The sequence below is a fragment of the Mesorhizobium sp. CNPSo 4670 genome (genome assembly GCF_057784235.1).
The window spans coordinates 371,409-384,706 of record NZ_JBWJFQ010000002.1 but is presented as its reverse complement, the minus strand read 5'-3'; the positions used below and the strand labels follow the sequence as shown (position 1 = coordinate 384,706).

Annotated in this window: 12 protein-coding genes; 8 read left to right on the top strand and 4 right to left on the bottom strand. The window is 62.4% G+C overall.

What is annotated here, in order from left to right; all coding sequences use genetic code 11:
• Positions 1-212 precede the first annotated feature (212 nt).
• Complete coding sequence (locus tag AC0ZT5_RS05275; RefSeq protein ID WP_488495555.1) at positions 213-1,727, top strand: peptidoglycan DD-metalloendopeptidase family protein; 1,515 nt, start codon at positions 213-215, stop codon at positions 1,725-1,727.
• Positions 1,728-1,845: 118 nt separating this feature from the next.
• Here AC0ZT5_RS05275 and AC0ZT5_RS05270 read toward each other — a convergent pair whose 3' ends face one another.
• Positions 1,846-2,721: an ATP-binding protein gene (locus AC0ZT5_RS05270; protein ID WP_477289178.1), complete on the bottom strand. Its 876-nt coding sequence runs from the start codon at positions 2,719-2,721 to the stop codon at positions 1,846-1,848.
• A gap of 283 nt (positions 2,722-3,004) precedes the next feature.
• Between AC0ZT5_RS05270 and yajC the strand changes: the two genes are divergently transcribed.
• From yajC to AC0ZT5_RS05235, 7 genes are all read left to right on the top strand, one after another.
• Positions 3,005-3,343 carry a preprotein translocase subunit YajC gene (yajC, locus tag AC0ZT5_RS05265; protein ID WP_008876289.1) on the top strand — a complete coding sequence of 113 codons (339 nt, stop codon included), beginning with the start codon at positions 3,005-3,007 and terminating at the stop codon, positions 3,341-3,343.
• 51 nt (positions 3,344-3,394) lie between these two features.
• On the top strand, positions 3,395-5,944 hold the full coding sequence (gene secDF / locus AC0ZT5_RS05260) for a protein translocase subunit SecDF (protein ID WP_477303913.1): 2,550 nt from the start codon (positions 3,395-3,397) through the stop codon (positions 5,942-5,944).
• 28 nt (positions 5,945-5,972) lie between these two features.
• On the top strand, positions 5,973-6,365 hold the full coding sequence (locus AC0ZT5_RS05255; RefSeq protein ID WP_477289174.1) for an Mth938-like domain-containing protein: 393 nt from the start codon (positions 5,973-5,975) through the stop codon (positions 6,363-6,365).
• A gap of 1 nt (position 6,366) precedes the next feature.
• Positions 6,367-7,212 carry a phytoene/squalene synthase family protein gene (locus AC0ZT5_RS05250; protein ID WP_488495554.1) on the top strand — a complete coding sequence of 282 codons (846 nt, stop codon included), beginning with the start codon at positions 6,367-6,369 and terminating at the stop codon, positions 7,210-7,212.
• Between the two features lie 82 nt (positions 7,213-7,294).
• Positions 7,295-7,729 (top strand): hypothetical protein, encoded by a 435-nt coding sequence (locus AC0ZT5_RS05245; protein WP_488495553.1) that lies wholly within the window; start codon positions 7,295-7,297, stop codon positions 7,727-7,729.
• Positions 7,729-8,679 carry a sterol desaturase family protein gene (locus tag AC0ZT5_RS05240; RefSeq protein WP_488495552.1) on the top strand — a complete coding sequence of 317 codons (951 nt, stop codon included), beginning with the start codon at positions 7,729-7,731 and terminating at the stop codon, positions 8,677-8,679. Before AC0ZT5_RS05245 ends, AC0ZT5_RS05240 begins: the two co-directional genes overlap by 1 nt.
• Before the next feature lie 224 nt (positions 8,680-8,903).
• A complete protein-coding gene (locus AC0ZT5_RS05235) occupies positions 8,904-10,925 on the top strand; it encodes an SGNH/GDSL hydrolase family protein (RefSeq protein WP_488495551.1) in 2,022 nt (673 codons plus the stop codon).
• Positions 10,926-10,939: 14 nt separating this feature from the next.
• On the opposite strand, the gene trmFO is transcribed toward AC0ZT5_RS05235, so the two are convergent.
• From trmFO to AC0ZT5_RS05220, 3 genes are all read right to left on the bottom strand, one after another.
• Positions 10,940-12,349, bottom strand: coding sequence for a methylenetetrahydrofolate--tRNA-(uracil(54)-C(5))-methyltransferase (FADH(2)-oxidizing) TrmFO (gene trmFO / locus AC0ZT5_RS05230; protein WP_488495550.1), 1,410 nt, complete (start codon positions 12,347-12,349; stop codon positions 10,940-10,942).
• 394 nt (positions 12,350-12,743) lie between these two features.
• Positions 12,744-12,884: a DUF1127 domain-containing protein gene (locus tag AC0ZT5_RS05225; protein ID WP_082525239.1), complete on the bottom strand. Its 141-nt coding sequence runs from the start codon at positions 12,882-12,884 to the stop codon at positions 12,744-12,746.
• A gap of 49 nt (positions 12,885-12,933) precedes the next feature.
• Positions 12,934-13,074, bottom strand: coding sequence for a DUF1127 domain-containing protein (locus tag AC0ZT5_RS05220; protein WP_013531315.1), 141 nt, complete (start codon positions 13,072-13,074; stop codon positions 12,934-12,936).
• Positions 13,075-13,298 lie beyond the last annotated feature (224 nt).

Here is a 13,298-nt window from a genome sequence, read left to right as displayed (position 1 = left end):
GCCGGCCTGCGAATTGTGAGCCCGGAAAGACCGCTGCATCCGGTTCGGCGAGTCGACTTAGCCAACCCGGGCTGAGCATAGCTTCGGCACTCTGCAAGCGATCTCAAATATTTTAAGAAAATTCGCATCGGATTCTATGGGGTTAACCGACGAGTAACATTAACGCGCTTTAATCATGCCTAGTTTGTACCGGGTATGTGCGGGTCAGTGCGATGCAACTCAGTGTTTTGAAGACAAACGGACGCAACCTGATGCGTGGTTGCGCCGTACTCATGGTCGCAGGCGCTGCGGCAGGATGCAGCTCCCAGGCCTCGCGCTTCAACAGCGTCGATGACGTCTTTACCTCGTCGACCAACAATCAGCGCGCCATTATCAACAAGCAGGACGCCGTGCAGCCCTATCCGGGCGATGTCGCGGCCGCTCCGGTCGACGGCAGCCATACGCAATCGGTCAGCCGCTCCAGTCTCGAACCGGTCTCGACGCGGCCGCTGCCTCCGCCCGTTGCCCAGGCGCAGCCGGCTCCGGCTTTGGCGCCTGCCGCAAAGCCGGTACGCACCGCATTGGCCCCGGCGCCGCATGTCGACCGGACCACGACTGGCACCGTCGCTCCGGCGGCATCGCCGTTCAAGGTCGCGCAGCCCGACGCGCCGCGCGTCGCCGCGGCCGGAACGCCGCATGCAACCGAGATCGTCGTCAGGGATGGCGAAACGATTTCCGCCCTGGCGCAGCACTACAAGGTTCCGGCCGACGTGATCATGAAGGTCAACGGGTTGAGCCCGACCAAGGGGCTGAAGACCGGCCAGAAGCTGGTCATCCCGGCCTATGCCTACTCCAGCAAATCGGAACCGAAAGTCGCCGACGCCAAGCCTGCGAAAAACGGCAAGCACGACCTGCCGGCCACCGCGCCGGACAAGGTCGCCGTTCTGCCGCAGCAGCCGAAGCTTAAGGAGGGCAAGTCCGCCGCCCAGGTCGATGCTTCGGCCGCCACAAGCCAGCCCAAGGAGCCCAAGCAGCAGGTGGCGGCCAAGGCGACAGGCGCTGCCGGCACCTACACGGTCCAGTCAGGCGACACGCTTTCTTCGATCGCCAGGAAGACCGGTGTCGGCACCGTTGCGCTGAAGCAGGCCAACGGCATGAAGGACGGCTTGCTCAAGATCGGCCAGACCTTGAAGGTGCCGGCCGGCGGAACCGCGACCGTCGCCAGCGCCAAGCCGGCGAAGGTCGATCCGGTGACGACGGCCACCACGCAGCCCGCGGCAAAGACGACGCCGTCGGAAACGCTGGCGTCCTACACGCCGCCGAAGAAAGATTCGAAGGTCATCCAGCAGGCCGAGGACGACGACGCGGTTGCACCGGATGCAACCGGCATCGGCAAGATGCGCTGGCCGGTGCGCGGCCGCGTGATCTCCGGTTTCGGCTCCGGCAAGGACGGTGTCGACATCGCGGTGCCGACGGGAACGCCGGTCAAGGCGGCCGAGAACGGCGTCGTCATCTATGCCGGCGATGGCCTCAAGGAATTTGGCAACACGGTGCTGGTGCGGCACGAGAACGGCCTGGTCACCGTCTACGGCCATGCCAGCTCGATCGAGGTGCAGCGCGGCCAGAAGGTCAAGCGCGGCCAGGAAATCGCACTGTCGGGCATGAGCGGCACGACGGACTCGCCGAAGCTGCACTTCGAAGTGCGCAAGAACTCCGCCCCGGTCGACCCCTCTGGCTATCTCGAATAGTCGGGCTGTCTCGAATAGAACAAGAAAGCGATTTTGCGGGCCGTCTGACCTCCAGTCCGGCCCGCCGGCTCAGCCCGCCCCGCAAGGAGCGGGCTTTTTCAGTGGGTTTTCTCCGACCCTAATCCTTGAGCGGCTTGCCGAGCCGCCCCGCCAGGTCCTGGGTGAACTGCCAGGCGACACGGCCCGAGCGGCTGCCACGCGTCGTCGCCCATTCCAGCGCTTCGGCGCGCAACGTCTCGGGATCGACGGAAAGATCATGATGGCGGACATAGCCGTCGATCATGTCGAGATACTCGTCCTGCGAACATTTGTGGAAGCCGAGCCACAGGCCGAACCGGTCGGAGAGCGAGACCTTTTCCTCGACCGCTTCGGACGGGTTGATGGCGGTCGAGCGCTCATTGTCGATCATGTCGCGCGGCAACAGATGACGGCGGTTCGAGGTGGCGTAGAAGATGACATTGGCCGGGCGGCCCTCGACGCCGCCTTCGAGCGCTGCCTTAAGCGACTTGTAGGAGGTGTCGTCGTGGTCGAAGGAGAGGTCGTCGCAAAACAGGATGAAGCGGAAGGGGGCTGACTTCAGCAGCCCCATCAGCTTCGGCAGCGTGTCGATGTCCTCGCGGTGGATTTCGATCAGCTTCAGCGGCAGGTCGGACTTGGCCCTGGCGTTGATCTCCGCATGCACGGCCTTGACCAGCGACGATTTGCCCATGCCGCGCGCGCCCCACAACAACACGTTGTTGGCTGCGTAGCCGGCAGCGAAGCGTTCGGTGTTGTCGACAAGGATATCGCGGACGCGGTCGACGCCACGGATCAGGCCGATGTCGACGCGGTTAACCTTGCGCACCGGCTCCAGATAGCCGGGATCGGCCTGCCAGACGAAGCAGTCGGCCTCGCCGATGTCCGTTTCAGGCACCGGCGGCGGGGCGAGGCGGCTAACCGCTTCGATCAGGCTGTCGAGCTTCTTGTTGAGGGCGTCAATGCTGCTGTCGGTCATGTCGGTCTTTTGTTTTTCGCGTTTTGAAGTGGGGAGCGTGCCGATTCCGTCGGGTTCGAAACCGGTTGCAACCTTTTGTTCGAGCGTGATCTTTTCCGAAAACCGGCTCGTGCTGTTCGCGATCATGCTCTAACACGGCTCAACAGGCCGGAAAAGCAGCCGATTTGGCCGGCCACGCAGTTGCATTGGCAACTTTACCGACTATATTCCGGCCAAATTTCAAGGGGCCGCCAAACTCCACAAGGACGGGTGGCGGCTGTTTTCAAAATTCAGGAGTACCTCGATGTTCGTGACACCGGCATACGCCCAAGGCGTTGGGGCTTCTCCCGACATGTTCATCAGCATTTTGCCGTTTGTCCTGATTTTCGTGATCATGTATTTTCTGATCATCCGGCCGCAGCGCACGCAGCTGAAGAAGCGCGGCGAGATGCTGGCCGCGGTTCGTCGCGGCGACACGGTCGTCACTGGCGGCGGCTTCGTCGGCAAGGTGACCAAGGTGATCGACGACAACGAACTCGAGATCGACCTCGGCGGTGGCACCAAGGTGACCGCGCTACGTTCGACGATCGCCGATGTGCGCGTCAAGGGCGAGCCTGTGGCGAACCAGAACGCCAAGAAATAACCGAATTTCAGGCGGAGCGATCCGCGGACACGCTCTGACGGACGACGCCATATGCTTTATTTTTCGCGCTTCAAGATGATCCTGATCTGGGTGGCCGTAGCCATCACAGTGATCCTCGCCGCGCCCAATCTGTTCTCCGCCAGCACGCTGGCCCAACTCCCCAGTTGGGTGCCGAAGCGCCAGATGACGCTCGGCCTCGATCTGCAGGGCGGCTCGCACATCCTGCTGGAGATGAATCAGAACGACCTGATCAAGGACCGGCTGGAGACGACGCGCGACGAAATCCGCACACTGCTGCGCGACGCCAAGATTGGCTACACCGGGCTTGCCGGCACGGGGCGGACCTTGCAGGTCCGCATCACCGATCCTGCCCAGCTCGATGCCGCCAAGAAAGCGTTGAAGTCGCTGACCGATCCGGTCGCAGCTGGCTTGTTCACCGGCGGCTCCATCCAGGAAATGACGCTCGATGATTCCGAGCCCGGCCTGCTCAAGTTCAACGTCACCGATGCCGGCATCAAATATCGCACATCGACAGCTTTGACGCAGTCGATCGAGGTGGTCGAGCGCCGCGTCAACGAGCTCGGCACGACTGAACCAATTGTGCAGCGGCAGGGCGACGACCGCATCCTTGTCCAGGTGCCGGGTCTTCAGGACCCGCAAAGGCTGAAGGAGATCCTCGGCCAGACCGCCAAGCTGACCTTCCAGATGGTCGACCAGTCGATGCCGGTGCAGGACGCGCTCAACGGCCGCCCGCCCGCCGGCTCTTCGGTGCTCTATTCCCAGGACGATCCGCCGGTTCCCTATCTGATCGAAAACCGTGTCATTGTTTCGGGCGAAAATCTCGTCGATGCCCAGGCGACATACAATTCGCAGAACAACGAGCCGGTGGTTTCGTTCCGCTTCGATTCGAAAGGTGCGGCGCGCTTCGGCCAGGCCACTGCGCAGAATGTCGGCAAGCTATTTGCCATCATCCTCGACAATCAGGTGATTTCGGCACCGCAGATCCGCGAGCCGATCCTCGGCGGCACCGGCCAGATCTCGGGTAATTTCACCGCCCAGAGCGCCAACGATCTTGCCGTGCTGCTGCGCGCCGGCGCATTGCCCGCGACGCTGACGGTGATCGAAGAGCGTACCGTTGGTCCGGGGCTCGGCCAGGATTCCATCCATGCCGGCAAGGTCGCCGGCATCATCGGCTCGATCCTCGTCGTGGCCTTCATGTTCGTTGCCTACGGCTTCCTCGGCTTCCTCGCCAACATCGCGCTGGCGGTGCACGTGGCGATGATCGTCGGCCTGTTGTCGCTGCTTGGCGCAACGCTGACCTTGCCCGGTATCGCCGGTATCGTGCTGACCATCGGCATGGCGGTCGATTCCAACGTGCTGATCTACGAACGTATCCGCGAGGAGCGACGAAACGGCCGCTCCGTGATCCAGGCGATCGACACCGGCTTCTCGAAGGCTCTGGCGACCATCGTCGATTCCAACGTCACCTCGCTGATCGCCACGGTGGTGCTGTTCTATCTCGGCACCGGGCCGGTGAAGGGCTTTGCAATCACCTACGCCATCGGCATCCTGACCACCGTCTTCACCGCCTTCACCTTCACCCGCCTGCTGGTCTCGATCTGGCTGCGCCGGGCGCGCCCGAAGGAGTTGCCGAAGGCGCCGGTGACCTTCATTCCGCCCGGCACCAAGATCCCCTTCATGGGCATTCGCCGCTGGACGTTTGCGCTGTCGAGCATCCTGTCGGTGCTGTCTGTGGTGCTGTTCATGACCGTCGACATCAACTACGGCATCGACTTCAAGGGCGGTTCGATGATCGAGGTGCAGGCCAAGACCGGCAACGCCGATCTTGCCGATATCAGAGGCAGATTGACGGAACTCAACATCGGCGAAGTGCAGGTGCAGCAGTTCGGAGCGCCGAACGACGTGCTGATACGTGTCGGGACTCAGGATGGCGGCGAGAATGCCGAGCAGACGGTCATCGACAAGGTGCGCGGCGAACTGCAGGACCAGTATGATTTCCGCCGTGTCGAAGTGGTGGGCCCGACGGTTTCCGGCGAGTTGGCCAAGCAAGGCACCATCGCGATGCTGGTCGCGCTGGTTGGTATCCTGGTCTATGTCTGGTTCCGTTTCGAGTGGCAGTTCGCGGTCGGCGCCATCGTCGCGACGGTGCACGATGTGGTCATGACGCTCGGCTTCTTCGTCATCACCGGGCTTGAATTCAACCAGTCGTCGCTGGCGGCGATCCTGACCATCATCGGCTATTCGCTGAACGATACGATCGTGGTCTATGACCGCGTTCGCGAGGATCTGCGAAAATACAAGCGAATGCCGCTGCCGCAACTCCTGAACAACGCCATCAACGAGACGCTGTCGAGAACGACGCTGACCTCGGTGACGACGATCCTGGCGCTGCTGGCGCTGGTGCTGTTCGGCGGCGAGGTGATCCGGTCGTTCACCATGGCCATGCTGTTCGGCGTCGTGTTCGGCACCTATTCGTCGATCTTCATCGCGGCACCGCTGCTGATCCTGTTCAAGCTGCGGCCGCAGGCTGAAAGCGACGAGCAGAAGCCGGTCGGCGGCAGCAAGGCGGTCGCGACCTGACGCGCGGTCCCGAAGGGGTGACAGAACGGTGACCGGCAAAGGCATCGTCATCCGCGAGGCGCATTTCCCCGGCCGCGCGCCGATCGAGGCCTATGGCAATGGCGGGTTCCGCTTCGCCGACATGTCGCATCGCGGCTCGCTGCTCTGCCTGCCATCCGGCATCCATGGCTGGGAGCCGGCGGATCCCCTGGCACTGACGGTGGCGGATTTCGACAGGCTGCTGGCCGAAGCCGACAAGGTCGAGATCCTGCTGGTCGGCATGGGCAGGGAACTCAGGCCTTTGCCGGCAGCACTGCGGGCCGCGCTGAAGGCGGCAGGCATTGCGTCCGATCCGATGTCGACGGGTGCCGCGGTGCGGACCTACAATGTCCTGCTGGCGGAAGACCGCGCCGTGGCCGCCGCGCTGATCGCCGTCGATTGACATGTCTCAGAATGCCAAAATCGTCATGGATGCGGTGCGCACCGCCGACCAGGACCGCTATCTCACCGTGCTCTACGCGCCGGCCGACAAGCGCGATGCGCTGTTTTCGCTCTACGCCTTCAATGCCGAGATCGCCGGCATTCGCGACCGCATCCACGAAGCGCTGCCTGGCGAGGTGCGGTTGCAATGGTGGCGCGATGTCGTTGCCGCTGAAGATGACGGCGCAAGCATCGGCCACCCCGTTGCCGACGCACTGAAGGCGACGATTTCCGCTTACCGGCTGCCGAAGCCAGCCTTCGACAACATGCTCGAAGCGCGTATTTTCGACCTCTACGACGATCCGATGCCGTCGCGCACCGATCTGGAAGGGTATTGCGGCGAGACGGCAGCCGCACTCATCCAGCTTGCGGCGATGGTGCTCGATCCCGTCGCGGCGCCACGGTATGCCGAGCTTTCGGGCAGGGCAGGCTGTGCGCAGGCGATGACCGGCCTGCTGCTTCTGCTGCCGCTGCACCGCAAACGCGGACAGTGTTTTATCCCGGCCGATATCCTGGCGGCGGCTGGATCGTCACCGGAAGAGTTTGTTGCCGGCGATGGTGGCCCTGGAGCCAAACGTGCGGTGGCAGCGATGATGGCGCTGGCGCGCGACCACCTTTCCGCCTTCGAACAGGGCGCATCGGGTCTGCCGGTGTCGCTGCGTCCGGCATTTCTGCCGCTGGCCCTGTCGCGTGCCTATCTTGCGAAAATGGAGAATGGCTCGCCGCTTCACGGCGTGGCGAGTCTGTCGGCCTTGCGCCGGCATTGGCTGCTGCTGCGGCGCGCGAGCAAGGGCTGGCCGGCACTTTGACGTAAACGTCAATCATGCTAAGGAGTCTCCCGGCCAAAACTGTTGCCATAGACGACAGATTGGCCGGAGGAGATACCTATCCATGAGCTTGCCTTTGCTGGTCGCGATCGTCGCTCTTGGCATTGCGCTGTCGGTCGCCGCCGTACATTTCACCGGTGGCAGCAAGACGGCCACACTTGCTGGCACGGACCAGGCGCTGAGCCGTTTCGCCGAGGATTTTCCCGACGCGGTGGCCACGACAGTTCGCTTGACGACGGATGCCAGGACGGCGTTCCTCGATCTCGGGCGCGGGCGCATCGGCATCGTTCACAGCATTGGCGACTGTTTTTTGAGCCGCATCGTCGCGTCGCGGGACGTCACGGTTTTGACTGCCGCCGACGCAAACACGGTCTCGTTTCGGCTTGCCGATTTCACCTGGAAGGGCGGCCGCTTCCACTTTGCCAGCGCAACAGATGCGCAAGGCTTGCTGAAAGCGCTTGAGCCGCGACGTTCGAATTCCACTGGGGAGGCGGCGTGATGGATAGCTACAACTTTCCGCAGGTCACCCAGCTGGCCATTCCGTTCTTCGTTGCCGCGATCCTGATCGAGCTCTGGCTGGTGCGCACCGGCCGAGCCAAGGGCTCTTTCGAGACGCGCGACACCTTGACCAGCCTGATGATGGGCACCGGCAATGTCGTCGCCGGGCTGCTGCTTGGCGTGGTGTCCTACTGGGCGCTGCTGTGGCTGTGGCAGTTCCGCGTCTTCGATCTCGGCCTGTCGGTCTGGGTGTTCCTGGCCGCCTTCCTGCTCGATGATTTGCGCTACTACGTCTACCACCGCATTGCGCATCGGGTGCGCTGGGTGTGGGCCGAACACGTCAACCACCATTCCAGCCAGCACTACAATCTGTCGACGGCGCTGAGGCAAAGCTGGACCAGCCTGTTCACCTTCATGTTCGTGCTGCAGGCCCCGCTTGTGCTGCTTGGCTTCCATCCGGCGGTGATTGCCTTCACCTTCGGCTTCAACCTGGTCTGGCAGTTCTGGATCCACACCGAGACGATCGGCAGGATGTGGGGCTGGTTTGAATTCGTCTTCAACACGCCGTCGCATCACCGTGTCCACCACGCCACCAATCCGCGTTATCTCGACGCCAACTATGCCGGCACTCTGATCATCTGGGATCGCTTGTTCGGCAGCTTCGTCGAAGAGCTGGAAGAGGACCGGCCGCGCTACGGGATCGTCAAGAACCTTGGCACCTTCAACCCGCTGAAAGTGGCGTTCCACGAATGGATCGGCATGTTCAGGGATGCCTTTGCACCGGGGCTGAGCTTGAGCGATCGGCTGAACTACCTGATCAAGCCGCCGGGCTGGAGCCATGACGGCTCGCGCGAAACCTCGGAGGGCCTGAAGGCCGCCTATGTCAGGCGAAATCCGGGTGAAGCGGGCAAGCCCGGGCTGCCGGCGGCGAGTGCCGAGCCAGCCGAATAGTGAAGTAAATTGCCACCTGGCGTCAATTTGACAGCATGATGGCTTGGTACTATTTTTGACATCTCAGTATTTGTGGGGTGGTGACCATGCTTCGTCTTGTATCCACTTTCTTTTTTCTGTTTGCCACAACATTGACTTACGCTGCGCCAGCCATCGACTGGCGGGTCAAGCATCCTTTCCGGTATTTCACCGAAACCACTGATTTTGATATGCAGCGGGAAGCCATGGCCGAAGTCATGACAACCCATGGCGGCGCCTTCACAGCTAATGCGGTTTCCGATCTCGAACGGCTGCTCAACGATCCGCGCTGGCTGCGAGAGTGGTACAAACAGGACGCCACGCTCTATCCGAATCCCAAGGGCGCGGGTCGGCCCGAACGCGGCTGGGCGAACCCTGTCAATCGCCGCCGCTCCACCTGCTGGGACGCCCGAGAACAGTGGCATTCGTCCTGCGCCAGCGACAGTTTCGGAACCGCGCTTCGTACCGACTACGTGCGCCCGCAAGGGCACACCGTCGTCTTCAGCTTGACGGATGCACCGGCCGGCATTTGCCGATGGCAAGCCGCGCGGCCGATTTTCATTGCCGGCCGTGGCCGGCTTTCGGCGACGGCGGAACAGCCCTGCGCGGCGCTCTTTGAAGCGCGCATTCCCTTTGAACCAGATATCCCTGAAGCAGCGCGCGGTGTCGATGTGTCTGTGACCTTGCCGAACGGCACGGTGGTTTCGCAACCTGCCATCTGGGTCCGCGACCGGCTCATCGCCGGTATCGGCGACAGTTTTTCGTCGGGCGAAGGCAATCCCGATACGCCGGTCGAAATCGATCCGCTGTCAAGACGGAGACTTCTCAACATCTCCTTCGTCTATGACCCCGACACTCAAGCTATCAAATCGGTACCAGCCTATTCGTTGCCGGTCCGCTATCAGAATGCGCCGGCTGGCTGGCTCGACCGCAAATGCCATCGTTCGGCCTATAGCTATCATCTGCGCACCGCCTTGCAGGTCGCTCTTGCCGATCCCAAGCACAGTTCGGTGACGTTTCTCGGCTTTGCCTGCTCAGGGGCCGAAGTGACGGAAGGGCTGCTTTTTCCCTATGCCGGGGTTGAGACAGTCAACAATTCCTATTTTTCGTCGGGCGGCAAACTGCGTCGTGACTTGCCGCAGATCGATCGCCTGATGATCGAACTGTGCCGCGATGATCTGCTGCGCACCCATGCAACCCGAACGGTGACTTTCGACACGCCGCTAACCGACGAGCAAGGCCGCGCATTGCGCAGCGCCAAACTCCTTGACTGCAAATCGGGGCGGTTCCTGCGGACGATCGACATGCTGATCGTGTCCATCGGTGGAAACGATGTCGGCTTCACACCGCTCATCGTGGAAGCGCTGACCAAGACAAGGCCTCCATACGCAAACGTCAACAGCAGGTTGCGCGCCGACGCCCTCGGCGCGTCAGTCATTCGAACTGTGGCGCGGATCGCCAAGGCGCATAATGTCGCCACGGCGCGAATCCGCGCAAAGGAGTTGCCGGCGCGCTTTGCCGCCTTGCGAAAGGCGCTGGCGCCGCTGCCCATCGCCAGCAACGGTGGAATGCCCAACATTGTGCTGACCGCGTTTCCCAAGATCGAGTTCAACCAGGACGGAAGGCTCTGTGGCGAAGCCACGCCGCGTGAAAGGCTGGAAGGCTTCAACGTCGGCGGCGTGCTGTCGATCGACGTGCCGACGCTGCGTCCCATCAGCGATTTCGCCAACAATGTGCTTTACCCGGCGACGCGCGACGCCGCCCACGCGGGAAACTGGCATTTTGTCGATGCCCAGCGTGCCGCGTTCGCCAAGCATGGGATCTGTGCGCAAAAGAGCTTGTCGAGCGGCGTCACGGCTGCCGAGAGCCTGATGCTGCCCTATTACCATGCGGACGGGCCGCGACCGGACAAATGGTCGGAATTCGAGCCTTTTTCCGCTTATCGCGATGCCGATTTCAAGGCGTCTCGCGATACGCGTGCCTACGCGCCGCGCGAGCGCTGGTTCCGCACCATCAACGATATCTGCCTTTTCGTGCAGTCCAAGGCGAGCGGCACGCCACCGCCGCCGCAAGATTGGGCGTTGCTCGATCTGGTCGAGGTTTGCCTGGGCGGTCCGTTCCATCCGACCGCGGAAGGCCATGCCCACATCGCCGACGCGGTGTTCGCGGCAGCAACCACGATGCTCAACTTGCCACGGCCAACGGTCTCGGAAGTGCGGCCGCACTGAAGGGAAGAGCAGGGCTACTCGGCGGCTTCCGATTGGGATGCCAGCCCCAGCCATTGCCGGCAATCGGCGCGCGCACGTGCGGTTATCCGCTGCCGCTTGGCGACGGTCTTGTCCTTGCCGCGCAGGCGCTTGCCTTCTGACTTCGGTGCTTCCATTGGCGGGAAGAGGCCGAAATTGACGTTCATCGGCTGGAAGGAGCGTTTTCCCGGTTCGTCATCGGACACGATGTGGCCACCGGTGATGTGGTTGAGCAACGCGCCGAAGGCCGTGGTGAGCGGTGGCAGCGACGGTGCCTGGCCAAGCCTTTCGGCGGCCGCGAAGCGTCCGGCGAGCAGGCCGATCGCGGCACTTTCGACATAGCCCTCGCAGCCGGTGATCTGACCGGCGAAGCGCAGGCCGGGGCGCGACTTCAGCTGCAGCGAGGTGTCGAGCAAGGTCGGCGAGTTGATGTAGGTGTTGCGGTGCAGGCCGCCGAGGCGGGCGAAATCGGCATTTTCCAGGCCCGGTATGGTGCGGAACACGCGCACCTGCTCGGCATGCTTCAGCTTGGTCTGAAAACCGACCATGTTGTAGAGCGTGCCCAGCGCATTGTCCTGCCGCAGCTGGACGACGGCATAGGCCTTGACCGTCGGATTGTGCGCATTGGTCAGCCCCATCGGCTTCATCGGCCCATAGCGCAGCGTCTCGACGCCGCGTTCGGCCATGATCTCGATCGGCAGGCAGCCGTCGAAATAGGGCGTGCCTTCCCATTGCTTGAATTCGGTCTTTTGGCCGTCGACCAGCGCCGCAACGAAGGCGAGATATTGCTCCTTGTCCATCGGGCAATTGATGTAGTCCTTGCCGGTGCCGCCCGGTCCGACCTTGTCGTAGCGCGACTGGAACCAGCAGATGTCCATGTCGATCGTGTCGAAGTGGACGATCGGCGCGATGGCGTCGAAGAAAGCCAGCGCATCGGCGCCGGTCGCCTCCGCGATCGACTGGGCAAGCGAAGGCGCGGTCAACGGACCCGTGGCGATGATCGCCTGGTCCCAGTCCGCCGGCGGCAGGCCCGGCACTTCCTCGCGCTCGATGGTGATCAGCGGATGGCCTTCGAGCTTTTTCGTCACGGCCTCGGAGAAACCGTCGCGGTCGACGGCAAGCGCACCGCCGGCCGGCACCTGGTTGGCGTCGCCGGCGCTCATGATCAGCGAGCCGGCCAGCCGCATTTCGGCATGCAGCAGGCCGACGGCGTTGTTTTCAGCGTCGTCGGAGCGGAAGGAATTGGAGCAGACCAGCTCGGCCAGGCTGTCGGTCTTATGCGCATCGGTGCCGCGAACGGGCCGCATTTCGTGCAGGATGACCGGCACGCCCGCCTCGGCTGCCTGCCAGGCGGCTTCCGAACCGGCGAGGCCGCCGCCGATGATGTGGATGGGATTTCTGCTCATGAGCGCCGGAATAATCGCTTGGAGCCGTGATTGCAATTGCCGTGCGTGGAGTAGGGCAAACGGCTGCGGGCGCGACCAAACCCTGAAAACAACAACACCCGCCGGGGGAGGAGGTCCGGCGGGTGTCGTTTTTGGGGTCGACCCTCGGGAGGAGGTGAAGGCCGACCGTATTCGTCATCGCCGGGGAGGAGGTCGGCTTTGACGAAATCTCTTTCGCCATTTTAAAAAGGGGCGAAACCTCTGGGGCAAAATTCGTTTGCCCCGGGGGAACAACGCCCGCCGCGGGAGGAGGTGCGGCGGGCGCCGTTTTTGTGGTCAACCTTCGGGAGGAGGTGAAGGTCGACCGGATCCGTCAGGGTCGGGGAGGAGGTCGACCCTGGCGAAATTCTGGTAGTTAGATCGCCCGGCGGGCGACGATCTTGATTTCGTCGCGGACGATACCGAGATCATGGAGCTGGCGGTTCGAAAGGCGACCCAGCTCGCTAACCGTCTCGCGATAAACGCGCCAGTTACGATAGTTGCGGATCAGGTTCATTGTCGTTCTCTTTTTCAAAACTTGTTCGGACCATTCGCGGTCCGAAGAATTAGACCGCCTTGCGAGCGACGTAAGGAATGTCGCTACGGCTGATGCCGAGGTCGGTCAGTTCACGGTTGCTCAGGCGGCTCAGCTCGGACACGGTGTCCCTGTAGCGGCGCCAGTTGCGGTAGTTGCGGATCAGGTTCATGGTATTTCTCGTTTCGTCTTTCTTCCGGATCATTCCGTCTTTGTGTACGAACCATAGATAGGCGGCCCTATATCGATTTAAAAGCGCTATGGCTGCATGGCAGCAATGCAAATTGTGCAATGCAGCATTAACGGGCGTTCACGGACCTGACACAAAGAAACCCGAATCGGAAAATGCCGTTGCGTCAACGGTTTGACCGGGTCGGCTGAAAAAAAGACCAAACG

What these genes read in the sequence shown, in the direction of transcription:
- AC0ZT5_RS05275 (WP_488495555.1), top strand. Translation starts at nt 213, where the DNA reads ATGCAACTCAGTGTTTTGAAGACAAACGGACGCAACCTGATGCGTGGT.
- AC0ZT5_RS05270 (WP_477289178.1), bottom strand. Translation starts at nt 2,721, where the DNA reads ATGACCGACAGCAGCATTGACGCCCTCAACAAGAAGCTCGACAGCCTG.
- yajC (WP_008876289.1), top strand. Translation starts at nt 3,005, where the DNA reads ATGTTCGTGACACCGGCATACGCCCAAGGCGTTGGGGCTTCTCCCGAC.
- secDF (WP_477303913.1), top strand. Translation starts at nt 3,395, where the DNA reads ATGCTTTATTTTTCGCGCTTCAAGATGATCCTGATCTGGGTGGCCGTA.
- AC0ZT5_RS05250 (WP_488495554.1), top strand. Translation starts at nt 6,367, where the DNA reads ATGTCTCAGAATGCCAAAATCGTCATGGATGCGGTGCGCACCGCCGAC.
- AC0ZT5_RS05245 (WP_488495553.1), top strand. Translation starts at nt 7,295, where the DNA reads ATGAGCTTGCCTTTGCTGGTCGCGATCGTCGCTCTTGGCATTGCGCTG.
- AC0ZT5_RS05240 (WP_488495552.1), top strand. Translation starts at nt 7,729, where the DNA reads ATGGATAGCTACAACTTTCCGCAGGTCACCCAGCTGGCCATTCCGTTC.
- AC0ZT5_RS05235 (WP_488495551.1), top strand. Translation starts at nt 8,904, where the DNA reads ATGGCCGAAGTCATGACAACCCATGGCGGCGCCTTCACAGCTAATGCG.
- trmFO (WP_488495550.1), bottom strand. Translation starts at nt 12,349, where the DNA reads ATGAGCAGAAATCCCATCCACATCATCGGCGGCGGCCTCGCCGGTTCG.
- AC0ZT5_RS05225 (WP_082525239.1), bottom strand. Translation starts at nt 12,884, where the DNA reads ATGAACCTGATCCGCAACTATCGTAACTGGCGCGTTTATCGCGAGACG.
- AC0ZT5_RS05220 (WP_013531315.1), bottom strand. Translation starts at nt 13,074, where the DNA reads ATGAACCTGATCCGCAACTACCGCAACTGGCGCCGCTACAGGGACACC.